General features: G+C 64.5%; 24 protein-coding genes. 16 read left to right on the top strand and 8 right to left on the bottom strand.

Annotated features, from left to right (window positions below; translation table 11 throughout):
* Positions 1-10: 10 nt before the first annotated feature.
* The 13 genes from nuoI to CFB52_RS11505 all read left to right on the top strand — a co-directional run bounded on the left by nuoI (position 11) and on the right by CFB52_RS11505 (position 11,570).
* On the top strand, positions 11-499 hold the full coding sequence (gene nuoI / locus CFB52_RS11565; RefSeq protein ID WP_006478270.1) for an NADH-quinone oxidoreductase subunit NuoI: 489 nt from the start codon (positions 11-13) through the stop codon (positions 497-499).
* A 112-nt stretch (positions 500-611) separates the two neighbouring features.
* Positions 612-1,262, top strand: a complete 651-nt coding sequence (locus CFB52_RS11560) for an NADH-quinone oxidoreductase subunit J (RefSeq protein WP_011545812.1) — start codon at positions 612-614, stop codon at positions 1,260-1,262.
* Between the two features lie 18 nt (positions 1,263-1,280).
* On the top strand, positions 1,281-1,586 hold the full coding sequence (nuoK, locus tag CFB52_RS11555; protein WP_006478272.1) for an NADH-quinone oxidoreductase subunit NuoK: 306 nt from the start codon (positions 1,281-1,283) through the stop codon (positions 1,584-1,586).
* A gap of 17 nt (positions 1,587-1,603) precedes the next feature.
* Positions 1,604-3,658: an NADH-quinone oxidoreductase subunit L gene (nuoL, locus tag CFB52_RS11550; RefSeq protein WP_059646611.1), complete on the top strand. Its 2,055-nt coding sequence runs from the start codon at positions 1,604-1,606 to the stop codon at positions 3,656-3,658.
* Positions 3,659-3,676: 18 nt separating this feature from the next.
* Complete coding sequence (locus CFB52_RS11545) at positions 3,677-5,167, top strand: NADH-quinone oxidoreductase subunit M (protein WP_099316655.1); 1,491 nt, start codon at positions 3,677-3,679, stop codon at positions 5,165-5,167.
* Between the two features lie 39 nt (positions 5,168-5,206).
* A complete protein-coding gene (gene nuoN, locus CFB52_RS11540; RefSeq protein WP_059583598.1) occupies positions 5,207-6,661 on the top strand; it encodes an NADH-quinone oxidoreductase subunit NuoN in 1,455 nt (484 codons plus the stop codon).
* The gene (locus CFB52_RS11535) at positions 6,661-6,957 is read left to right on the top strand and encodes a DUF2818 family protein (RefSeq protein WP_059583597.1); all 297 of its coding nucleotides are present in this window, start codon (positions 6,661-6,663) and stop codon (positions 6,955-6,957) included. Before nuoN ends, CFB52_RS11535 begins: the two co-directional genes overlap by 1 nt.
* Before the next feature lie 39 nt (positions 6,958-6,996).
* Positions 6,997-7,587, top strand: coding sequence for an NUDIX domain-containing protein (locus tag CFB52_RS11530; protein ID WP_099316654.1), 591 nt, complete (start codon positions 6,997-6,999; stop codon positions 7,585-7,587).
* A gap of 136 nt (positions 7,588-7,723) precedes the next feature.
* On the top strand, positions 7,724-8,146 hold the full coding sequence (locus tag CFB52_RS11525) for a DUF1178 family protein (protein WP_059583593.1): 423 nt from the start codon (positions 7,724-7,726) through the stop codon (positions 8,144-8,146).
* Positions 8,147-8,247: 101 nt separating this feature from the next.
* Entirely contained in the window at positions 8,248-9,444 is a 1,197-nt protein-coding gene (locus CFB52_RS11520) for an acyl-CoA dehydrogenase family protein (protein ID WP_059583591.1), read from the top strand.
* A 19-nt stretch (positions 9,445-9,463) separates the two neighbouring features.
* Positions 9,464-10,597: an acyl-CoA dehydrogenase family protein gene (locus CFB52_RS11515; protein ID WP_099316653.1), complete on the top strand. Its 1,134-nt coding sequence runs from the start codon at positions 9,464-9,466 to the stop codon at positions 10,595-10,597.
* A gap of 38 nt (positions 10,598-10,635) precedes the next feature.
* The gene (locus tag CFB52_RS11510; protein ID WP_059583588.1) at positions 10,636-11,097 is read left to right on the top strand and encodes a MaoC family dehydratase; all 462 of its coding nucleotides are present in this window, start codon (positions 10,636-10,638) and stop codon (positions 11,095-11,097) included.
* Positions 11,094-11,570 carry a MaoC family dehydratase gene (locus tag CFB52_RS11505; protein WP_059583586.1) on the top strand — a complete coding sequence of 159 codons (477 nt, stop codon included), beginning with the start codon at positions 11,094-11,096 and terminating at the stop codon, positions 11,568-11,570. The genes CFB52_RS11510 and CFB52_RS11505 overlap by 4 nt, the downstream gene beginning before the upstream one ends.
* Before the next feature lie 43 nt (positions 11,571-11,613).
* On the opposite strand, the gene CFB52_RS11500 is transcribed toward CFB52_RS11505, so the two are convergent.
* Both CFB52_RS11500 and CFB52_RS11495 read right to left on the bottom strand, forming a co-directional pair.
* On the bottom strand, positions 11,614-12,306 hold the full coding sequence (locus CFB52_RS11500; protein WP_059583763.1) for a glutathione binding-like protein: 693 nt from the start codon (positions 12,304-12,306) through the stop codon (positions 11,614-11,616).
* 210 nt (positions 12,307-12,516) lie between these two features.
* A complete protein-coding gene (locus CFB52_RS11495) occupies positions 12,517-13,308 on the bottom strand; it encodes an oxepin-CoA hydrolase, alternative type (RefSeq protein WP_099316652.1) in 792 nt (263 codons plus the stop codon).
* Between the two features lie 199 nt (positions 13,309-13,507).
* Here CFB52_RS11495 and CFB52_RS11490 point away from each other — a divergent pair, with 199 nt between their 5' ends.
* The gene (locus CFB52_RS11490; RefSeq protein ID WP_099316651.1) at positions 13,508-14,164 is read left to right on the top strand and encodes a glutathione S-transferase; all 657 of its coding nucleotides are present in this window, start codon (positions 13,508-13,510) and stop codon (positions 14,162-14,164) included.
* Between the two features lie 43 nt (positions 14,165-14,207).
* Here the strand turns inward: CFB52_RS11490 and CFB52_RS11485 are convergent, their stop codons facing one another.
* Together CFB52_RS11485 and CFB52_RS11480 are read right to left on the bottom strand one after the other, a co-directional pair.
* Complete coding sequence (locus CFB52_RS11485) at positions 14,208-15,380, bottom strand: pyridoxal phosphate-dependent aminotransferase (RefSeq protein WP_059583579.1); 1,173 nt, start codon at positions 15,378-15,380, stop codon at positions 14,208-14,210.
* Between the two features lie 28 nt (positions 15,381-15,408).
* Positions 15,409-15,906, bottom strand: a complete 498-nt coding sequence (locus CFB52_RS11480; protein ID WP_059583577.1) for a putative toxin-antitoxin system toxin component, PIN family — start codon at positions 15,904-15,906, stop codon at positions 15,409-15,411.
* A 57-nt stretch (positions 15,907-15,963) separates the two neighbouring features.
* On the opposite strand from CFB52_RS11480, the gene yaaA reads away from it, so the two are divergent.
* A complete protein-coding gene (gene yaaA / locus CFB52_RS11475) occupies positions 15,964-16,746 on the top strand; it encodes a peroxide stress protein YaaA (RefSeq protein WP_059583575.1) in 783 nt (260 codons plus the stop codon).
* A 138-nt stretch (positions 16,747-16,884) separates the two neighbouring features.
* On the top strand, positions 16,885-18,039 hold the full coding sequence (locus tag CFB52_RS11470; RefSeq protein ID WP_099316650.1) for a M14-type cytosolic carboxypeptidase: 1,155 nt from the start codon (positions 16,885-16,887) through the stop codon (positions 18,037-18,039).
* An 82-nt stretch (positions 18,040-18,121) separates the two neighbouring features.
* On the opposite strand, the gene CFB52_RS11465 is transcribed toward CFB52_RS11470, so the two are convergent.
* From CFB52_RS11465 to CFB52_RS11450, 4 genes are all read right to left on the bottom strand, one after another.
* Complete coding sequence (locus tag CFB52_RS11465; RefSeq protein WP_059583571.1) at positions 18,122-18,778, bottom strand: BspC domain-containing protein; 657 nt, start codon at positions 18,776-18,778, stop codon at positions 18,122-18,124.
* 139 nt (positions 18,779-18,917) lie between these two features.
* Positions 18,918-19,592, bottom strand: coding sequence for an energy-coupling factor ABC transporter permease (locus CFB52_RS11460; RefSeq protein ID WP_059583569.1), 675 nt, complete (start codon positions 19,590-19,592; stop codon positions 18,918-18,920).
* Between the two features lie 76 nt (positions 19,593-19,668).
* Positions 19,669-20,505, bottom strand: coding sequence for a response regulator transcription factor (locus tag CFB52_RS11455; RefSeq protein WP_059583567.1), 837 nt, complete (start codon positions 20,503-20,505; stop codon positions 19,669-19,671).
* Between the two features lie 210 nt (positions 20,506-20,715).
* Positions 20,716-21,933 (bottom strand): DUF2863 family protein, encoded by a 1,218-nt coding sequence (locus CFB52_RS11450; RefSeq protein ID WP_060312122.1) that lies wholly within the window; start codon positions 21,931-21,933, stop codon positions 20,716-20,718.
* Between the last annotated feature and the right edge of the window lie 557 nt (positions 21,934-22,490).

Below are 22,490 nucleotides of genomic sequence, written 5' to 3'. Positions count from 1 at the left end.
GGACGAAATCATGACGGCAATCCAACACTTCTTTAAGACTTTCTTCCTGACCGAGCTGCTGAAGGGGCTCGCGCTGACCGGTCGTTACACGTTCAAGCGCAAGTTCACCGTGCAGTTCCCGGAAGAGAAGACCCCGATTTCGCCGCGTTTCCGCGGGCTGCACGCACTGCGCCGCTATGAAAACGGTGAAGAGCGCTGCATCGCGTGCAAGCTGTGCGAGGCCGTGTGCCCCGCGCTGGCGATCACGATCGAGTCGGAAACGCGCGCGGACAACACGCGCCGCACGACGCGCTACGACATCGACCTGACGAAGTGCATCTTCTGCGGTTTCTGCGAAGAGAGCTGCCCGGTCGATTCGATCGTCGAGACGCAGATTCTCGAGTACCACGGCGAAAAGCGCGGCGACCTGTATTTCACGAAGGAAATGCTGCTCGCGGTGGGCGACCGCTACGAGAAGGACATCGCCGCGGCGAAGGCTGCCGACGCGCCGTATCGTTGATTGTGTTTGCAGTGCCGGCCCGGCATGAACGATGAACGGGCCGAGCCGCCGCGACGGGTGCGGGCGTCCCGCAAGCCGCGCCTGACTATGGCCTAACGATGAACCGGTAATCATGGAATTCACGACCGTACTGTTCTACATCTTCGCGCTGCTCCTGGTGGTATCAGGGCTGAAGGTGATCACTTCGCGCAACCCGGTGGCGTCTGCGCTTTTCCTTGTGCTGGCGTTCTTCAACGCCGCCGCGATCTGGATGCTGCTGGAGGCCGAATTCCTCGCGATCCTGCTGGTTCTGGTCTACGTGGGCGCGGTGATGGTGCTGTTCCTGTTCGTCGTGATGATGCTGGACATCAACATCGACTACCTGCGCCGCGACTTCAAGCGCTTCGTCCCGATGGCAACCGTGGTCGGCGCGATCATCGTGATCGAAACCGCGCTGATCCTGTGGCGCGGCTACGGCGACACGCACACCGTGCATGCGATGGCGACGGGCGAGATGGCCAACTGGTCGAATACGCGCCTGATCGGCAAGGTGATCTACACCGACTACATCTTCGCGTTCGAAATCGCCGGCCTCGTGCTGCTGGTCGCGATCATTGCCGCGATCGGGCTGACCGAGCGCAAGGGCAAGGACAGCAAGCGCCAGCGCGTGTCGGATCAGGTCAAGGTGCGCCGCAACGACCGCGTGCGCCTCGTGAAGATGGAAGCGGACAAGCCGCAGCCGGAAACGGCGCAGAGCGAAGCCGGTTCGGGCACCAACGGCTAAGCGGAGGAAAAGAAAACCATGCTGACTCTTGCTCACTACCTTGTGCTCGGCGCGATCCTCTTTGCGATCGCGATCGTCGGGATCTTCCTGAACCGCCGCAACGTCATCATCATCCTGATGTCGATCGAACTGATGCTGCTGGCGGTGAACACCAACTTCGTCGCGTTCTCGCATTACCTCGGCGACGTGCACGGCCAGATCTTCGTGTTCTTCGTGCTGACCGTCGCCGCAGCGGAAGCCGCGATCGGTCTCGCGATTCTGGTGACCCTGTTCCGTAAGCTCGACACGATCAATGTCGAGGATCTCGATCAGCTCAAAGGTTAATTTCAGGCAACGCTGTTATGTCAACGACACTCAATGAAAACCTGCTGCTGGCGATTCCGCTCGCTCCGCTGGCCGGCTCGCTGATTGCGGGGCTGTTCGGGAACGCAGTCGGGCGCAAGGGCGCACACCGGATCACGATCCTCGGCGTATTGATCGCGTTCCTCCTGTCGGCGAAAGTCTTCCTCGACGTGATGGGCGGCGCGAGTTTCAACGCGACCGTCTACGAATGGATGAACGTCGGCTCGCTGAAGCTCGAGGTCGGCTTCCTCGTCGATTCGCTGACCGCGATGATGATGGTCGTCGTGACCTTCGTCTCGCTGATGGTGCACGTATACACGATCGGCTACATGGCGGAAGAGGACGGCTACCAGCGCTTCTTCTCGTACATCTCGCTGTTCACGTTCTCGATGCTGATGCTCGTGATGAGCAACAACTTCCTGCAGCTGTTCTTCGGCTGGGAAGCGGTGGGTCTGGTGTCGTACCTGCTGATCGGCTTCTACTTCACGCGCGAAAGCGCGATCTACGCGAACATGAAGGCGTTCCTCGTGAACCGCGTGGGCGACTTCGGCTTCCTGCTCGGCATCGGCCTGCTGCTCGCGTTCGCCGGCTCGATGAACTACGGCGAAGTGTTCGCGAAGCGCGCGGAGCTCGCGAGCCTGCACTTCCCGGGCACCGACTGGGGCCTGCTGACCGTTGCCTGTATCTGCCTGTTCATCGGCGCGATGGGTAAATCGGCCCAGTTCCCGCTGCACGTGTGGCTGCCCGATTCGATGGAAGGCCCGACCCCGATCTCGGCGCTGATTCACGCGGCGACGATGGTGACGGCCGGCATCTTCATGGTGTCGCGCATGTCGCCGCTGTTCGAGCTGTCGGATACCGCGCTGTCGTTCATCACGGTCATCGGTGCGATCACGGCGCTCTTCATGGGCTTCCTCGGCATCGTCCAGAACGACATCAAGCGCGTGGTCGCGTACTCGACGCTGTCGCAGCTCGGCTACATGACCGTCGCGCTCGGCGTGTCCGCTTACCCGGTCGCCGTGTTCCACCTGATGACGCACGCGTTCTTCAAGGCGCTGCTGTTCCTCGGCGCCGGCTCGGTCATCATGGGCATGCACCACGACCAGGACATGCGCAACATGGGCGGCCTGCGCAAGTACATGCCGAAAACGTGGATCACGTCGCTCGTCGGCTCGCTCGCGCTGATCGGCACGCCGTTCTTCTCGGGCTTCTACTCGAAGGACTCGATCATCGACGCGGTGAAGCTGTCGCACCTGCCGGGCTCGGGCTTCGCGTACTTCGCGGTCGTCGCGAGCGTGTTCGTCACCGCGCTGTACTCGTTCCGCATGTACTTCCTGGTGTTCCACGGCGAAGAGCGCTTCCGCAAGCCGAAGCATCCGGAATCGCCGATGGGCATGGCCGCTGCACATGGCCACGACGATCACGGCCATGGCCACGGTCATGACGACCACGCGCACGAGCCGCACGAGACCCCGTGGGTCGTGTGGGTGCCGCTGGTCCTGCTGGCGATCCCGTCGGTGATCATCGGCGCGATCGCGATCAGCCCGATGCTGTTCGGTGATTTCTTCCAGCACGGCGTCGCATTCGACAAGGTGATCTTCATCGGCGAAAACCATCCGGCGCTGGCCGAGATGGCCGAGGAGTTCCACGGCTGGGTGGGCATGGGCCTGCACTCGGTGTCGGGCCTGCCGGTGTGGCTCGCGCTTGCCGGTGTCGTCGTCGCGTGGTTCCTGTACCTGAAGCGTCCGGAGCTGCCGGCGTCGATCCGCCGCGCGTTCGGCCCGATCTACACGCTGCTGGACAACAAGTACTACATGGACAAGATCAACGAAGTGGTGTTCGCCCGCGGTTCGGTGGCGATTGGCCGCGGCCTGTGGAAGGAGGGCGACGTCGTGGTGATCGACGGCCTCGTCAACGGCAGCGCCCGGTTCATCGGCTGGTTCGCCGGCGTGATCCGCTTCCTCCAATCCGGTTACATCTATCACTACGCGTTCGCCATGATCATCGGCATGCTGGGGCTCCTGACCCTGTTTGTAACGCTCGGCGGCAAATAAGGCGGGGAGACAACACTAATGCACGCTTTTCCGATTCTCAGTACCGCGATCTGGCTGCCGATCGTTTTCGGCCTCCTCGTGCTGGCGGTGGGTAACGACAAAAATCCGGGGACGGCTCGCTGGGTCGCGCTGATCGGCGCGCTGCTCGGTCTCGCGGTCACGATCCCGCTGATCACGGGCTTCGACTCCAGCACGGCTGCGCTGCAGTTCGTCGAGAAGTCGACCTGGATCGAACGCTTCGACATCGCGTATCACCTCGGCGTCGACGGCATCTCGATGTGGTTCGTCGTGCTGACCGCGCTGATCACGGTGATCGTCGTGATCGCCGCATGGGAAGTGATCACCGAGAACGTCGCGCAGTACCTCGCCGCGTTCCTGATCCTGTCCGGGATCATGATCGGCGTGTTCTCGGCGGCCGACGGCCTGCTGTTCTACGTGTTCTTCGAGGCGACCCTGATCCCGATGTACATCATCATCGGCGTGTGGGGCGGCCCGAACCGCGTGTATGCGGCGTTCAAGTTCTTCCTGTACACGCTGGCCGGTTCGCTGCTGATGCTGGTCGCGCTGATCTACCTGTACACGGAAACGCACTCGTTCGACCTCGCGACGTGGCAGAACGCGAAGATCGCGATGACGCCGCAGATCCTGCTGTTCATTGCGTTCTTCCTCGCGTTCGCGGTGAAGGTGCCGATGTGGCCGGTGCACACGTGGCTGCCGGACGCGCACGTGGAAGCGCCGACGGGCGGCTCGGTCGTGCTGGCGGCGATCATGCTCAAGCTCGGCGCATACGGTTTCCTGCGCTTCTCGCTGCCGATCACGCCCGACGCGAGCCACTTCCTGGCGCCCGTCGTGATCACGCTGTCGCTGATCGCGGTGATCTACATCGGTCTCGTCGCGATGGTGCAGGCCGACATGAAGAAGCTGGTCGCGTATTCGTCGATCGCGCACATGGGTTTCGTCACGCTCGGCTTCTTCATCTTCAACCAGCTCGGCGTCGAAGGCGCGATCGTCCAGATGATCTCGCACGGCTTCGTGTCGGGCGCGATGTTCCTGTGCATCGGCGTGCTGTACGACCGCGTGCACTCGCGCCAGATCGCCGATTACGGCGGCGTCGTCAACGTGATGCCGAAGTTCGCGGCGTTCGCGATGCTGTTCTCGATGGCCAACTGCGGCCTGCCGGGCACGTCGGGTTTCGTCGGCGAGTTCATGGTGATTCTCGCCGCCGTCCAGTACAACTTCTGGATCGCATTCGGTGCGGCATTCACGCTGATCCTCGGCGCGGCCTACACGCTGTGGATGTACAAGCGCGTGTATTTCGGCGCGGTCGCGAACGATCACGTCGCCAAGCTGAAGGACATCGGCCGTCGTGAATTCCTGATGCTGGCCGTGCTCGCCGCGTTCACGCTGCTGATGGGCCTGTATCCGAAGCCTTTCACCGACGTGATGCACGTTTCCGTGGAAAACCTCCTCTCCCACGTCGCGCAGTCGAAGCTGCCGCTGGCCCAGTAATCGCGAGCGGAGGAACTCAAGATCATGCAAAACGCCCCTATGAATGTTCTGTTGCCTGACGCGCTGGTGCTGGCCGCCATCGTCGTCGCATGGCTGAACGACACCTTTACCGGTGCGTCCGGCCGCCGCCTGACCTATCTGATCGCGGTCGTCTCGTCGGTCGTCGCCGGCGTGTGGTTCGCGGTCCAGGCGCTCGACCCGCAGCAGTACTACTTCTTCTCGAAGATGGTCGTCGTCGACTCGTTCGCGAGCATGATGAAGGCCGTCGTGTCGTTCGGTTTCGCGGTCTCGCTCGTCTATTCGCGCAAGTACCTCGAAGACCGCGACATGTTCCGCGGCGACGTGTTCCTGCTCGGCATGTTCTCGCTGCTCGGCCAACTGGTCATGGTGTCGGGCAACAACTTCCTGACGCTGTACCTCGGTCTCGAACTGATGTCGCTGTCGCTGTACGCCGTCATCGCGCTGCGCCGCGACGCCGCGCAGTCGAGCGAAGCCGCGATGAAGTACTACGTGCTGGGGGCGCTCGCATCGGGCTTCGTGCTGTACGGCATCTCGATGCTCTACGGCGCGACCGGCTCGCTCGAGCTCGGCGAAGTGTACAAGGCGGTCGGCGGCAACACCGACGCGGCCGTGCTGATGTTCGGCGTGATCTTCATCGTCGCCGGTATCGCGTTCAAGCTCGGCGCCGTGCCGTTCCACATGTGGGTGCCGGACGTCTACCAGGGCGCGCCGACCGCGATGACGCTGTTCGTCGGCGGCGGTCCGAAGGTTGCCGCGTTCGCGTGGGGCCTGCGCTTCCTGGTGATGGGCCTGCTGCCGCTCGCCCAGAACTGGCAGACCGCGCTCGTGATCCTCGCCGCGCTGTCGCTGATCGTCGGCAACATCACCGGTATCGTCCAGCGCAACATCAAGCGGATGCTCGCGTACTCGGCGATCTCGAACATGGGCTTCGTGCTGCTCGGCCTGCTCGCCGGCATCGTGAAGGGCGACGCGGCGGCGCCGGCGAACGCCTACAGCTCGGCGATGTTCTACGCGATCGTCTACCTGATCACGACGCTCGGCTCGTTCGGCGTGGTGATGCTGCTCGCGCGCCGCGATTTCGAAGCCGAAACGATCGACGACTTCAAGGGCCTCAACAAGCGCAGCCCGGTGTTCGCGTTCGTGATGATGGTCATGATGTTCTCGCTGGCCGGCATTCCGCCGACCGTCGGCTTCTACGCGAAGCTCGCGGTGCTCGAGGCGACCGTCAACGCGGGCCTCACGTGGCTGGCCGTGCTGGCCGTGATCACGTCGCTGTTCGGCGCGTTCTACTACCTGCGCATCGTGAAGCTGATGTACTTCGATGCGCCGCAGGATTCGACGCCGATCTCGGGCGATTTCTGCAAGCGCACGATCCTCGTGCTGAACGGCCTGGCCGTCGTCGTGCTCGGCCTGATCCCGAGCCCGCTGCTGACCGCCTGCCTGCAGGCAATCCGCCACACGCTGCCGCTGTAATGTCGGCAGCCGGCTGGTTCATCGTGCTGTTGGCGCTCGTATGCGCCAACCTGCCGTTCCTGAACCAACGCCTCTTCGCCGTCGTGCCGTTCGGCGCGACGAAGAAGAGTGCGTGGGTGCGGATCGGCGAGCTGATCGTGCTGTACTTCATCGTCGGCGCGCTCGGCTTCTGGCTCGAGTCGCGCGCCGGCAACCGCTTCGAACAGGGCTGGCAGTTTTACGCGATCACGTTCAGTCTCTTCGTCGTGTTCGCGTTTCCCGGCTTCACGTTCCAGTATCTCGTCAAACGACGCTGACGGCTTCGGCCGTCCGTCGTGCTCATCCAGGAGCCGCCGATGGCCGAACTACCCAATCACGACGCCGCACTGACCGAAACCTGCCTCGAGAGCGAGGCGATCTTCGAAGGCGCGTTCCTCAAGCTCAAGCGCGATACCGTCCGTCTGCCGGACGGCAAGAAAGCCACGCGCGAATACGTGCAGCATCCGGGCGCGGTGATGGTGATCCCGCTGTTCGACGACGGCCGCGTGCTGATGGAGAGCCAGTTCCGCTATCCGATCGGCAAGGTGATGGCCGAATTCCCGGCCGGCAAGCTCGATCCGAACGAAGGCGCGCTCGCGTGCGCGGCGCGCGAGCTGCGCGAGGAAACCGGCTACACGGCGCGCGAGTACGTGTTCCTGGCCCGCATTCATCCGATCATTTCCTATTCGACCGAATTCATCGACCTGTACCTCGCGCGCGGGCTGACGGCCGGCGAGCGCAAGCTCGACGAAGGCGAATTCCTCGAAACCTTCACCGCGACGCTGGACGACCTGCAGGAGTGGGTGCGCACGGGCCAGATCTCCGACGTGAAGACGATCATCGGCACCATGTGGCTCGACAAGGTGCTGTCCGGCACGTGGCCGCTCGGCCCGATCGTCACGCCCTGAGCGCGGCGTCGGCGGCGGCCTGGGCGCCGCGTTACAATCTGGCGACGCAGTGCGTTCGCGCTGCGCAATCCGGATTTAGCACGATCGTTCACAAAACCGCTTTTTGCGCTACACTCGTCACACGCCCTGATTCAGCATGAAGGTCCTCGATTTACAGTGTCCGCACGGTCATCGGTTCGAAGGCTGGTTCGCTTCCGCCGATGAATTCGAAGCGCAGTTGTCCCGCAAGCTGGTCGAATGTCCGGTGTGCGGAACGACGGAGATCAACCGGATGCCGTCGGCGCCGCGCCTGAACCTGTCGGGCGCGACGCAGCCGCAGCCGGCCGATCCGCGTGCGCTGCAGGCGCAGGTGATGCGCGCGCTGCGCGAGGTGCTGGAGAAGACCGAGAACGTGGGCGAGCGCTTCGCCGAGGAAGCGCGGCGCATTCATTACAACGAGGCGCCGGCACGCAGCATTCGTGGCGTCACGACGCCGGAGGATGCGCAGTCCTTGCTCGAAGAAGGCATCGACGTGATGCCGCTGCCGATTCCTGCCGCGCTGAAAGAACCGCTGCAATGACGTACGCAGTGTGTCCTTGGCCGGGGACGGCCGCGGACAGCTTTGCATGAGATCAGAGCAGGCGCTAAAGCGTTAACTCGGGTCGACAGGAGACACTGCGCATGGATCTGGATTATTCCCCCGCCGACGACGCGTTCCGCGCCGACGTCCGCGCCTGGCTCGAGGCCAACCTGCCTCACGCACTGCGCGCCAAGGTACTCGATCACAAACGACTCGACCGCGAGGATTTCGCGAGCTGGCACCGGATTCTCGGCCAGCGCGGCTGGTCCGCGCCCGCCTGGCCAGTCGAATATGGCGGCCCGGGCTGGAACGCGACGCAGCGGCACATCTGGGACGAGGAGTGCGCGCGCATCGGTGCGCCGACCGTGCTGCCTTTCGGGGTGTCGATGGTCGCGCCGGTCCTGATGAAATACGGCAGCGAAGCGCAGAAGCGCCGCTATCTGCCGCGTATTCTCGACGGCTCGGACTGGTGGTGCCAGGGTTATTCGGAGCCGGGTTCCGGGTCCGATCTCGCATCGCTGCGCACGCGCGCCGAGCGCCACGGCGATCATTACGTCGTCAACGGCCAGAAGACCTGGACCACGCTCGGCCAGTACGCCGACATGATGTTCTGCCTCGTGCGCACCGATCCGGCCGCGAAGAAGCAGGAAGGCATCTCGTTCCTGCTGATCGACATGAAAACGCCCGGCATCACGGTGCGCCCGATCGTGATGCTCGACGAGGACCACGAGGTCAACGAGGTGTTCTTCGAGGACGTGAAGGTGCCGGTCGAGAACCTCGTCGGCGACGAGAACCGCGGGTGGACCTACGCGAAATACCTGCTCGGCCACGAGCGCACCGGCATCGCGCGCGTCGGCGCGTCGAAGCGGGAGCTCGCGTTCCTGAAGCGCATCGCGTCGAACCAGCGCAAGAACGGCAAGCCGTTGCTCGCCGATCCCGTGTTCGCCGCGAAGGTCGCGGCGCTCGAGGTCGAGCTGATGGCGCTGGAAGTGACGGTGCTGCGCGTCGTCAGCCGCGAGACGAGCGGCAAGGGGCCGGGCCCCGAAGCGTCGATGCTGAAGATCAAGGGCACCGAGGTGCAACAGGCGCTCACCGAGCTGATGGTCGAAGCGATCGGCCCGCTGGCCGCACCGTTCGACGTGCCGTTCCTCGCCGGCGAGCGCGAGCACAGCATCGCCGGCGACGACGATGCGGCGCCGCTCGCCGCGTACTACTTCAATTACCGGAAGACGTCGATCTACGGCGGGTCGAACGAGATCCAGAAAAACATCATCGCGCAGATGATTCTGGGGCTGTGATCAGGGAACGGAGACAACCATGGATTTCAGCTTTACCGATGAGCAGCAGCAGTTCGCCGATGCGCTGCGTCGGTATCTCGGCGAGCAATACGGCTTCGAGGCGCGTCAGGCGATCGTGCGCAGCGATACCGGTGTGTCCGACGCGCAGTGGAGCGCATTCACCGAACTCGGATTGACCGCGTTGCCGGTGCCGGACGCCCAGGGCGGCTTCGGCGGCGGGCCGGTCGACATGCTGGTCGTGATGCAGGAACTCGGCCGCGCGCTCGTGATCGAGCCGTACTGGGCCACGGCGGTCGGCGTCGAGGCGTTGCGGATCGCCGGCTCCGGCGCGGGCGACGACGCCGCGCTGCTGGAGGCGATTGCACAAGGACAAAAGCGCGTGGCGGTCGCGTTCCATGAGCCGCAGGCGCGCTACGACCTGTACGAACTCGACACGCGCGCGCGCGAGCAGGACGGCACGTACCGGCTGACCGGTATCAAGTCGGTCGTTCAGCACGGCGCCCAGGCGCACGTCTGGATCGTGCCCGCGCGTGTCGACGGCGGCGGCATCGGCCTCTTCGTCGTCGAACGCGATGCGGCCAACGCGAAGGTGGTCGACTACCGGACCATCGACGGCCAGCGCGCCGCGACGCTCACGTTCGACGCCACGCCGGCCCGACTGCTGACGGGCGGGGCGCGAGACGCGGCGGCGCTCGAGCAGATTGCCGATTACGCGACCTTTCTGCTATGCGCGGAAGCGGTTGGCGCGCTCGACGAGCTGAATCGCGCGACGGTCGAATACACGAAGACGCGTGAGCAGTTCGGTGTGCCGATCGCGCGCTTTCAGGCGCTACAGCACCGGATGGTCGACATGCTGATTCATGCCGAGCAGGCGCGTTCGCTGACCTATCTCGCGGCGGTGCGCTATGCGAACGGCGATGCCGATGCGCGGCGCAAGGCCGTGTCGGCCGCGAAGGCGCGGGTCGGATCGGCCGCGCGCTTCGTCGGCCAGCAGGCGATCCAGTTGCACGGCGGCATGGGCGTGACCAACGAGGTGGCCGCCGCGCACCTGTTCAAGCGGCTGTCGATCATCGAGACGACGCTCGGCGATACCGATCATCACCTCGCCCGCCTCGCGGCGCTGCCCGATTTCGCGCAGACCGACGTAGCATGACGGCGACGCGCGAGCGCGCCAGACAAGGAGACTTATCAGTGGGCATCAGTTACGAAGATCTGGTGGTGGGCAGTACCACCGAAGTGGGCCGCTACACGTTCGAGCCGGACGACATCAAGACGTTCGCGCAGCGCTACGATCCGCAGCCGTTCCATGTCGACGAGGAAGCAGGGAAGGCATCGCACTTCGGCGGGCTCGTCGCGAGCGGCTGGCATACGTGTTCGGTGTTCATGAGCCTGCTGGTCCAGAAGCTGGGGCCGGATTCGACCAGCATGGGCTCGCCGGGCATCGATTCGATCCGCTGGCTGAAGCCGGTGCGCGCCGGCGACACGATCACGATGTACCAGAAGGTGCACGACAAGCGCGTGTCGGAGAGCAAGCCCGATCGCGGCATCGTGTCGACGGAATGGGTCGGCGTGAACGAAGCCGGCGAGACGGTGATCAGCGTGCACACCAAGGTGATTTTCGGGCTGCGCCATCCGGCAGGCGCGAACGCATGACCGACGTGACCTTGCCGCTGATCGCGTCCGCGCAGGCGCTGCAGGCGCGGGTTGGCGCGGAACCGCTCGCGAGCGGCTGGATCGAGATCGACCAGCCGCGCGTCGACGGTTTCGCCGACGCGACCGGCGATCACCAATGGATTCACGTCGACCCCGAACGCGCGCGGCGCGAGTCGCCGTTCGGTGGGCCCATCGCGCACGGGTTCCTGACGCTGTCGCTGATTCCTGCATTGATGACCGACGCAATGCGCTTCGAGCAGAAGATGGGCGTGAACTACGGGCTCAACCGCGTACGGTTCTTGAAGCCGGTGCCGGTCGGGGCGCGCGTGCGCGCGCTGTTCGCGGTGAAGGAAATCGCCGACGCCGCGCGCGGCGGTATTCAGGTGACGTGGTCGGTATCGATGCAGATCGAGCGTCCCGACGCGCCGCTGCCGGTATGCGCGGCGGAATTCATCACGCTGCATTACTTCTGAAGCCCGCAGCGGCACGCGGATGCCGCTGCGTCCACCCTGCGTGTCAGTGCTTCGCGTATTGCGTTGCGCCGAACAGCACCTCGCGTGCCTTGTCGTCCTGCAGCGCCTTGCGCATCGACGCGAGTACCTCGACGCCACGCTGCACGGCCGGTCGCGCGGCGATCGCCTCGTGCCAGCGCTTCACGTTCGGCAACGCGTCGAGCTCGATGCCCTGGTTCCGCCACGAACGCGTCCACGGGAACGTCGCAATGTCCGCGATCGTATACGTGTCGCCCGCGAGATACTCGGATTCGCCGAGCCGCTTTTCCATCACGTTGTACAGGCGCTTCGCTTCGTTCGTGTAGCGGTTGACCGCGTACTCGATCTTCTCCGGCGCATACAGCCGGAAGTGGTGCGCCTGCCCGAGCATCGGGCCGACACCGCCCATCTGGAACATCAGCCACTCGAGCGTCGCATAGCGCGCGGCCGGATCGGTCGGCAGGAACTTGCCGGTCTTCTCCGCGAGGTAGATCAGGATCGCGCCCGATTCGAACAGCGAGATCGGTTGGCCGCCGGGGCCATCCGGATCGACGATCGCGGGGATCTTGTTGTTCGGGCTGATCTTCAGGAACGCTGGCTCGAACTGGTCGCCCGCACCGATATCGACCGGATGGGCGCGATACGCGAGGCCCGTTTCCTCGAGCATGATGTGCACCTTGTGGCCGTTCGGGGTCGCCCAGCTATAGACGTCGATCATCGTCAACTCCTGTGTGGCATGCGCGAAAACGGCGCCTGCGGCGCCGCGACAGGCGGTCATTAGAGCATGGATCGACGCGGGCTGCTGGTGGCGGAAACGCCCGTGCCGGCGGGCATGCGCGGCCGGGTCGGCGAGCGTCGCCAGCGGTGCACGCGGCGTCGACGTGCCGCACCGAATGGACGCGGTGGCGTGGCGTCGGGACGCGGTGGATCAGCGCTTGTAGCGCGGTTGGCGCTTCTCGAGAAAGGCGCTGATGCCTTCGAGCCCGTCCGCGTGATGCAGCGACGCGACGAAATGATCGCGCTCGGTGCCGAGGTGCGCGTCCAGCGGTTGGGCGGTGGCGTCGTCGAGCAGCGACTTGATGCGCGTGAGCGCGTTCGGCGAGATGCCGGCGAGCGTGTCGGCCCACGCCAGGGCGTCGCTCAGCGCCGTGCCAGGCGCGGCGAGCCGATTGACGACGCCCAGCGCATGCAGGCGTTCCGCGGCAACGGGTTTGCCTTCGAACAGGATCTCGGCGGCGGTCGCACGCGGCAACGCGCGGGCGAGAAACCACGAGCCGCCGCCGTCGGGTGTCAGGCCGACGCGTGCATACGACATCACGAATTTCGCGTCGTGTGCGGCAACGATCAGGTCGCACGCGAGCGCGAGCGAGAAGCCGGCGCCGGCCGCGGCGCCCTCGACGGCCGCGATCACCGGCTTCGTCGACGCGCGGATCGCCATGACCCATGCCGCGAGCTGATCGATGCTATCGGCCTGGAAGGACGGATCCTTCGAGCGATTCTCGAGCAACCGGTTCAGGTTGCCGCCTGCGCAGAAGAAGCGATCGGCACCCGTCAGCACGACGGCGCGAATCGCCGGATCGCGCTCGGCGGTGGCGAGCGCTTCGATGCCGGCCGCATACATGTCGGGATGCAGTGCGTTGCGCGCGCCGGGATTGGACAGCGTGAGGACGAGCGTCGATTCGCTCTCGGGCGGGCGCGAGGCCAGCAGTTCAGCACTCATGCGAGCGTGTCTCCATCGGGTGGCGCGGCGACGCCGAGTGTATCCCGCGAACAGCGAGGTCCGTCGCCGCAGCGGATGTAATGTTGTCGTGGCGGACGAAAAACTTGCTTTAGACTAGCACGAACGTGCTTTTCGGCGCGATGAATCTCGAGGCGGCCGGCGTCGATGCGGCCGTGCTCCAGCAACGAAGGAGACTCCGATGCTACAGCTGTGCGGTATCCCGTTGTCCAACTACTACAACAAGGTGAAGTTCGTCCTGCTCGAGCACGATATTCCGTTCGAGGAGTCGGTGTGCGCTTTGCCGGTCAGCGATCCGGTGCAGCTCGCCGATTCGCCGCTCGGCAAGATTCCGTTCCTGAAGACCGAAGAGGGTGCGCTGTTCGAGTCCCAGGTGATCATCGAATACCTGGCGGCGCGCTATCCCGAGAAAGGCATTTTGCCCGCGAGCCCGTTCGCGGCGGCGAAGGTGCGCGAACTGGTCGAGACGCTCGAGCTGTATCTCGAATGGGTGGCGCGCGAGGTGTACACGGAAGCGTTTTTCGGCGGCAAGGTCAGCGACGGAATGAAGGCGCACGTCGAGAAGCGCCTGCCGCGCGCGATCGATGCGTTCAAGCAGATGACGCGGTTTTCGCCGTATGTGCTCGGCGAGTCGTTCGGCCTCGCGGACATTGCCGCGTGGGTTCATCTGCCGGTGATCGGGATGGCGACGAAGGCCATATTCGGCCGCGACTTCCTGCTCGATGCAGGCATCGACTGGAAGTCGCACGCGAAGACGGTGAGTGAACGCCCTGCCGCGCAGCGCGTGGCAGCCGAGCGCAAGGCGTATGTCGAAGCGGCGAACGTCGCGCGTTCGTAACCGCGTTTCCCGAAGGGCGGCGTGCGGCCGCCCCGTGCGGGTCTTACAGGCGGGCGAGCCGCTCGAGCGCGGATGCGAGCGTGCTTTCCCGCTTCGCGAAGCAGAAGCGCACGACGCCCGATTCGTGCGGCTCGTGATAGAACGCCGACACTGGAATGGCGGCCACGCCGATCTCCGACGTGAGCCACGTCGAGAATTCCGCTTCGGGCAGGTCGCTGATCGCCGAGTAATCGACGCACTGGAAGTACGTGCCCGTGCACGGCAGCAGCTTGAAGCGCGTGCGCTCGAGGCCGGCCCGGAAGAAGTCGCGCTTTTGCTGATAGAAGCCGGCGAGCGACAGGTACGGCGTCGGGTCGCGCAGGTAGTCGGCGAGCCCGATCTGCATCGGCGTGTTCACCGTGAATACGTTGAACTGGTGGACCTTGCGGAATTCAGCGGTCAGCGCGGCAGGCGCCGCGACGTAACCGACCTTCCAGCCGGTCACGTGATAGGTCTTGCCGAAGCTCGACACGATGAAGCTGCGTGCGGCGAGTTCCGGATAGCGCGCGACGCTCTCGTGGCGGGCGCCGTCGTAGACCATGTGTTCGTAGACCTCGTCGGACAGGATCAGCACGTTGGTGCCGCGCACGATGTCCTCGAGCTTGCGCATGTCCGCCTCGCGCCACACGGTGCCCGTCGGGTTGTGCGGCGTGTTGATCAGGATCATCCGCGTTTTCGGCGTGATCGCGGCCGCGAGACGGTCGAACGGGATCGCGTAGTCAGGCGCCTCCAGCGTGACGAACACGGGCTTGCCACCGGCGAGCTCGATCGACGGCAGGTAGCTGTCGTAGGTCGGCTCGACGACGATCACTTCGTCGCCCGGATGCACCGCGCACAGGATTGCCGTCAGCAGCGCCTGCGTCGCGCCGGCCGTCACGGTGATTTCGGCGGCCGGATCGTAGCGCCGGCCGTACACCTGCGCGATCTTGTCGGCGATCGCGTCGCGCAGCGGCGCGACGCCGGCCATCGGCGGGTACTGGTTGTGCCCGTTGCGCATCGCGGCGGCCACCGCATCGACGATGCGCGGATCGCAATCGAAATCCGGGAAACCCTGGCCGAGGTTCACCGCCCCTTTTTCGGCGGCAAGCGCGCTCATCACCGTGAAGATCGTCGTGCCGACGTTCGGCAGGCGCGAGGGGAAAACGGGTGTCGTTGGCATATCTGAAGGAGCGTTCATCGATACGGTCGGAATCGGGTGAGGTGCGTCAGGCCGGCGTCGCCGTGACGGGCGGCGCGGCGTCGAGTGCGCAGGCTTGCGCAAATGGCGCGGGTTGCGCGATCCGGAAACCGAAGTCGCGGGCGGTGCGCTTCGCGAGCTTCAGCAGCGCGCGGTCTTTCGACACGAGCCAATCGGCGTGCGCGGCGCGCGCGAGTTCGAGAAACTTCTGGTCGTCGCGGTCCTTGCACTTCGGCAGCGGCGGCGCGCCGGCGTCGACGGGCGGCGGTTCGACGAGGCTCGCGAGCCGGGCGACGGTCGCGAGCGCGGCCGCCTTGTCGATCGCGCGCGACTGGAACTGCGGATAGTCGAGCACGTATTCGAGTTCCGTCAGGCAGCGGCCGTCGATCACGGCGGCCAGCGTGCCGTGCTCCAGCGCGGCGCGGATCGGGCGCGTGGCGGGGTCGTCGAATACGAGAATGTCGATCCAGACGTTCGAGTCGAGCACGACGCGGTGTGCGGCATGCGGGGCGAGAGAGCGGGTCATTCGTTACAATCGGTGGTTTTCGTCTGACCGCAAGGCACGGCGTGCCAGCGAGCCTCTATGATAATCGTTCTCTCTCCCGCCAAATCCCTCGACTACGACACGCCCGCGCACGTCCAGTCTTACACGAAGCCTGCATTCGTCGACGATGCGTCGGAGTTGATCGACGGCCTGCGCAAGCTGTCGCCGCAGGACATCGCGACGCTGATGGATATCTCCGATCCGCTCGCGCGCCTGAATTTCCAGCGCTACGCCGACTGGTCGCCGACCTTCACGCCGGCCAACGCGAAGCAGGCTGTGCTGGCGTTCAACGGCGACGTCTACGAGGGTTTCGACGCGAAATCGCTGTCGTCCGCCGATCTCGACTATGCACAGCATCACGTGCGCGTGCTGTCGGGCCTGTACGGGCTGCTGCGTCCGCTCGACCTGCTGCAGCCGTACCGGCTCGAGATGGGCACGCGGTTCGCGAACGCGCGCGGCAAGGATCTGTATGCGTTCTGGGGCGATCGCATCACGCGGGCGCTGAACGAGCAACTCGAGACGCGCAGCGGCGCGGCGCGCGTGCTCGTCAACTGCGCGTCGACCGAATACTTCAAGTCGGTCAAGCCGAAGCTGCTGGCCGCACCGGTCATCACGCCGGTATTCGAGGACTGGAAGGGCGGCCGCTACAAGATCATCAGTTTTCATGCGAAACGCGCGCGCGGCCTGATGGCGCGTTTTGTCGTCGAGAACCGTATCGCCGACCCGAAGGCGCTGAAGGAATTCGCCACCGAAGGCTATGCGTTCGATGCGGCTGCGTCGAACGATTCGACTTACGTATATCGCCGGCGCGTCGGCGAGTGACCTGCCGGCCGTTCGCGAGACGGTCGGCGCATGCGTGAGGCCGGACCGGCGACATACCGCCTGCTTCGGTCGACCGCTTTGCATGGGACCGGCGTAAGCGCTGAAGCGCCAGCGCCGGTCGACAAAGGAGATGGACAGATGGCCCTTTCGATCACCAGTAATTTCGACGCAGGCGCAATCGACGTCGTGTCGTGCGACAGCCCCGACGCAATCCGGCTGCGCGTGCGCGGCGACAATCGTTCGGAATTCGCGCAATGGTTTTACTACCGCTTGACGGGTGCACGCGGCGAGCGATGCGTGATGACGTTCGAGAACGCAGCCGAATGCGCGTATCCGTCGGGCTGGCGCAACTACCACGCGGTGGCGAGCTATGACCGCGTCGACTGGTTCCGCGTGCCGACGACGTTCGACGGCAAGACGATGACCATCGACCATACGCCGGAGTTCGACAGCATCTACTACGCGTATTTCGAACCGTACTCGGAAGAGCGTCACGCCGCGTTTCTCGGCGCGGTCCAGCAGTTGCCTCAGGCGAGCGTCGTCGAACTCGGCCGCACGGTCGAAGGCCGTCCGATGTCGCTGCTGACGCTCGGCACGCCGGAACTCGACGGCGCGCCGAAGAAGAAGGTGTGGATCATCGCGCGCCAGCATCCGGGCGAGTCGATGGCCGAGTGGTTCGTCGAAGGGCTGGTCAAACGGCTGGCCGGATGGGGCGACTGGGCCGGCGATCCGGTTGCGCGCAAGCTCTACGATCGCGTGACGTTCTACATCGTGCCGAACATGAATCCGGACGGCAGCGTGCACGGTAACCTGCGCACCAATGCGGCCGGCGCGAACCTGAACCGCGAGTGGATGGCGCCCGATGCCGAGCGCAGCCCCGAAGTGCTGGCCGTGCGCGACGCGATCCACGCGATCGGCTGCGACATGTTCTTCGACATTCACGGCGACGAGGATCTGCCGTGCGTGTTCGTCGCCGGCTCGGAGATGCTGCCGAGCTTTACCGAGCAGCAGGGCAAGGAGCAGGCCGCGTTCATCGAAGCGTTCAAGGTCGCGAGCCCGGACTTCCAGACCGAGCATGGCTACGCGGCGAGCAAGTACAAGGAAGATGCGCTGAAGCTCGCGTCGAAGTACATCGGCCACCAGTTCGGCTGCCTGTCGTTGACGCTCGAAATGCCGTTCAAGGACAACGCGAACCTCCCCGACGAGCGCGTCGGCTGGAACGGCGAGCGTAGCGCGGCGCTCGGCGCGGCGATGCTCGCCGCGATCCTGGTGCACGTCGACACGTTCGCGTAGGCGCTGCCGTCGTCGCATGAAAAAAGCCGGTGCATCGCGAGATGCGCCGGCTTTTTGCTGCTGTCGTTGCCGCTCCGTCGTATCAGGATTTCTTCGCGGTTTTCTTCTTCACGGCTTTCTTTTGGCCGCCTGATTTCTTCGTCGAGACGGCCTTCTTGCTGCCGGTGCGGCCCGATGCCTTCGCCTTGGCTTTGCCGCGGTGCGACTTGCCCTTGAACTTCTTCGTCGAGGACGACGAGCGCTCGACGCGCGGCTTCAGCGGCGGAACCGGGTCGTTCCAACTGAACGCAAGCATTTGCTGGCCGACATAGCCGCAGCGAAACTTCAGCGGCGTCGGATCGCTGCCGTTGCTGTGGATGCCGAGCCCGTCGACGGTGACGATGTTGTCGACTTTCACGCGCTGCTTGCCCTGGTCGAACGAGTCGTTCCACGGCGTGATCGTCGCGTTGCCGCTGTCGAATGCGTTCGGCGCGAAGTCCACGCGGTCGAACGCCGTCGATGTGCTGGCGATGAAGCTGCCGTGCGCCGCACAATCCGCGGCGAGCGGATCGGCATGCATCTCGTTGACGAATTTGTTGATCAGTTCGGAGCGCTGGTCGAGCAGGTCGGCAAATACCGGAGCGGGAAGCGCAAGCGACAGGCCCGCGATACAGGCTGCCAGCTTGCCGAGCGCCCGGAAAATCCGGAGCGAGGCAGGTGAGCTGTCCATCTGGTTATTGGTGAGGAGCGAAGGAGACATCGGGCACGTATAGAGGCCCGATGAAGAACAGGAGTTCAATCTTAGCGTAAAAAAGTTGTGCGGCAGTAGGCGACGTACTCGGAGCGCGCCGCGGAAAGTGCCCCGGCACGCAGATGCGTCGAGCCGATCCGGAGGAAATTCAGGCGCGCGGGCCGCCGAGGCGGTAGCGCCGGACGTCGAAGGTCGTGACCCATGCAGGGCGATAGACGGCGATGAGTGCCGTTGCCATACCGGTGAACCATGCTTCGCCGAGCGCGAGCAGCGCGGTGTTCAGCAAATAGCCGGCCGGAATCACGACGGGCACGCCGTCCGCGAGCGCGAGCTGAACACCGGCCGCCGCGGCGGCGACCGCGACGATCGCGATGGCGGGCGACAGGAAGCCCTGTCCGGTGATGAATGACGCGAGGTTGTGCGGCAGCCAGGCGAGCGCGGCGCGTTGCAGCAATGCCGACACGCCGACAGGCAGCGCACCGTAGACCAGATAGGTCAGGCCGACGCCTTGCCACGGCGCGTCGAATATCACTGCGGCCATCGCCGTGACGGCGCCCATCGCGACCAGTGCGAGTGTCCAGTCGAACAGCGTGACGAGCAGCGTTGCGCCAAGCAGATGCATGACGATGCCATCTTCGAGCCATGCGTTCGAGGCCCACAGGACCGTGATCGCAGTGACGAGCGCGAGCCACACGTGCTGAAGCGTGGCGTCCTGCAGGCGTACGAACGGGCGATTCCACATCGCGAGCGCGAGCAGGGCCACGGCGGCGATCCAGCCACCGATGCCAACCCAGAGCGGAAGCGGTGTGAAAAGAAAACCCATGCGTCCATATTACTCGTTGAGCATCAAAGGTGGGAGCCTGCACATGCCCGACCGTCGCAATATCGAGACTGTTGGCCTAGCGTCCGCGCCGGAACCGTGCCGGCGGCTCGGCGGCGAGCGGCAGGTCCTGTGTGCCGGCGTTGGCGATAGGCAACGGGTACGGACGGTCATGCCGTTGTGTTCGCAGCGGAGCGGGGCCGTGTTCGCCGATGGCCAGCTTGCGGGCGCGATTGCGGTTCGCCAGCAGTACCTCGAGATGGGGCGACAGCCAGCCGTTGTAGATCGCGACCGCGGCGGCGCGGTTTGCGGCGCCGAGCTGCTGGAAGATGCTCGCGAGGTGGATCTTCACGGTGCCTTCGCTGATGCCGAGCGTACGGGCAATCATCTTGTTCGTGCTGCCCATGTGGACGAACCGCATGATCTGGGCTTGGCGCGGCGACAGGAGGCCGCTCGGCGGGCGCCGTGGAAGCGAGCCGGCGAGCGTCTGGAAATGGGCGTCGTGGCGAGCCATTGCCGTTGACGGCAGCAGGCTGAGGGCGATCGGCGGAATGTAGTGTCCGCCCAGCAGTACGATCTCGAGCGCACGCACGATCAGGTGCGGCCGCGTGGAATGCGGGATGACGCCCGCGACGCCGTAATTGAAGAAGCGCTGGATGGCTTCGGGCGAGATGTCGTCGACCAGAACGGCGACCGGTGTCGGCGAGCATGCGTTGCCGAGCGCCTGAAGCTCGCTGAGCCGGCCCACGTCCAGCCAGTCGATCGCGACGAGGTCGAAACGCTGGGTGCGCAGCAGCCGGCGTGCCTGGAAACCGTCAGGCGCGTCGTTGATGCTGGCGTGCCGGTCGATCTGCCGCAACAGGGTCTTCAGTCCGTCACGCCGTTCGGCGTCTGAGTTAAGTACCAAGAACCGCATATTCAACCTCCATAAGGTGAGTCATTGATTGCCGTTGGGTATAAGCTGGCCCCGATAATGACAAAGACCTTACACGATGTCTGCTTGGCTGAAAGGCTTAGGAAAAGTTCGAAATTTTGGGCGGCGGGGCAGCGGACAAGAAAAAAGCCGCTCCGGTGGTCACCGGAAGCGGCTTTGGGCGGGGCAGGCTGTCGGGGCCTGCGGGGTGGATCAGTGAAAGTGCGGTTGGGCGGGCGACGCGTCTTCCGGCATTTCCGCATGGACGATTTCACCGAGCGGATCGGCGTAAAGCGGTACGCCGCAGTCGTCGCAGTATTCGGGTTCGAAACGGCCCGCGTGCCGCCGGACGTCGGTTACGCCGCATTCTTTCAGCAGGCTCACGATTTCCTCGAGCGGTCCTTCGATCGGCGCTTCGCCCTCGAGCGTCGCGCTATCGATCGATACGTCGCCGTTTTCACGGCCGTAGAGCGGCCACACGACACCATAGATCACGTCGTTGCTGGCACGCCGCGTGAAGCCGACGCGATACTCGTCGATGCGACGTTCGCCGAAGCCGGCGACCACCGCGCGCAGCTCTTGCGGCGCTGCACCAAGTGTGTCGAATAGATAACGAATGGCCGTTCGGACGGTGTGCGGACGCACGCGTTCGTCCGCATCGCGGCAGGCCGAGTAGTACGCGTCCGGAAGCAGGCATTCGAATTCGCAGCCAGGCAGCGCGATCGACAGGTTCGGGCCGCCCTGTGCGGCCCATTGTTCGAGGCACTGACCGCGCTCGATACGGCTGCCGTTTTCTTCTTCCTGCCAGCGGAACAGCGGCGAACCGGCCGGCGCGGCGACGACTGCCAGCAGGAAGCGCGGATCGGCCAGGATCGGCGAAGTTTCCGGCAGGTCGCCGAAGCTCAGCTTCGGCGTGTGCTGGCCGATCGCCGCATGTGCGAGCTGCTGGGCGAGCCGGTAGGTTTCCACATGGTGTCGCGGCAACTGGTCGATGCTGTAGAGGAATGGGGCGAGCCCGACGAGCGTGCCGTCCGCCAGCACGTGCGCTTGCAGGTGTGTTCGCAGCGCGTCGGCAACGTCGCCCTTGAGCGGACCGGACGGAATCATGTAGCGCGTCCAGGCGAGAACCGGGACGGCGACCAGCAGCGCATCGTACGGTTGGCCGTCGTGTTCGATCACCATCGACTCGCTGTGCGTCTCGGCCATGTCGGCGAGCGCGCCGTAGGCGTCGGGATGATTCTGTTGAAGATGGTCGAGCGCGGCATCGAGCGTCGTCTGATTGCCGTTGCGGACAATCTTGGCGAGCAGCGCATCGAGCTTCGCTTCCCAGAAGCGATCCTCGATGCGGCTGCCCGACGCGAAGAGCGCAAGTGACAGACCGACCAGTTTGTCGGCATCGGGGGGAAGGCGTTTGGCGATTCGCTGGCGCATATTAAAGACGTATATAGAAAGAGGCGAAGAACCTCACATTCTAGTCCGTTCTTTGCACCATAAGCGGTCTGGTGCCGACGCATGGCCGGACGGCCGAATTGCGTAAAAAAGTTGCTGCAAGCCCCTTGCGCGAATGCCGCGAGCTGCTTAGAATCACGCCTCTTTCGCGCTAACGGAAACGCGGCGCGGGAGGAAGGGAAGCGGTGCTGTTGGGGTTCGGTGGTAACGAGCCCGGCGGCGCAGGAAGTTGAGCCCCGCGGTCACAACGAAGTCGTTCAGAAAGTTGTTGACGAGCTGCGAAACACGGTTCATAATCTCGCTTCTCTGCTGCTGAAAACGCAGCGCTGCTGGGAAACACGGAGTTTCTCGCAGACGTGCTCTTTAAAAATTAACAGCCGATAAGTGTGGGCGCTTGATGAAAGCGAGCTGGTCCTCGGATCAGATAGCGAAAGTATCAAGAGTCTCACACTAAAGTAAGTCAGGTTTATGAAGTGATTCATATTCCTGTCAGCTTTGAGTGAGCGACCGGTTCTACGGAACCGAAAACAGTAACAGGT

This window comes from Burkholderia sp. AU18528, assembly GCF_002223215.2.
GTDB lineage: Bacteria > Pseudomonadota > Gammaproteobacteria > Burkholderiales > Burkholderiaceae > Burkholderia > Burkholderia semiarida.
Note: the sequence above shows the minus strand (reverse complement) of the source record. Positions and strands in the feature narration are given on the sequence as shown.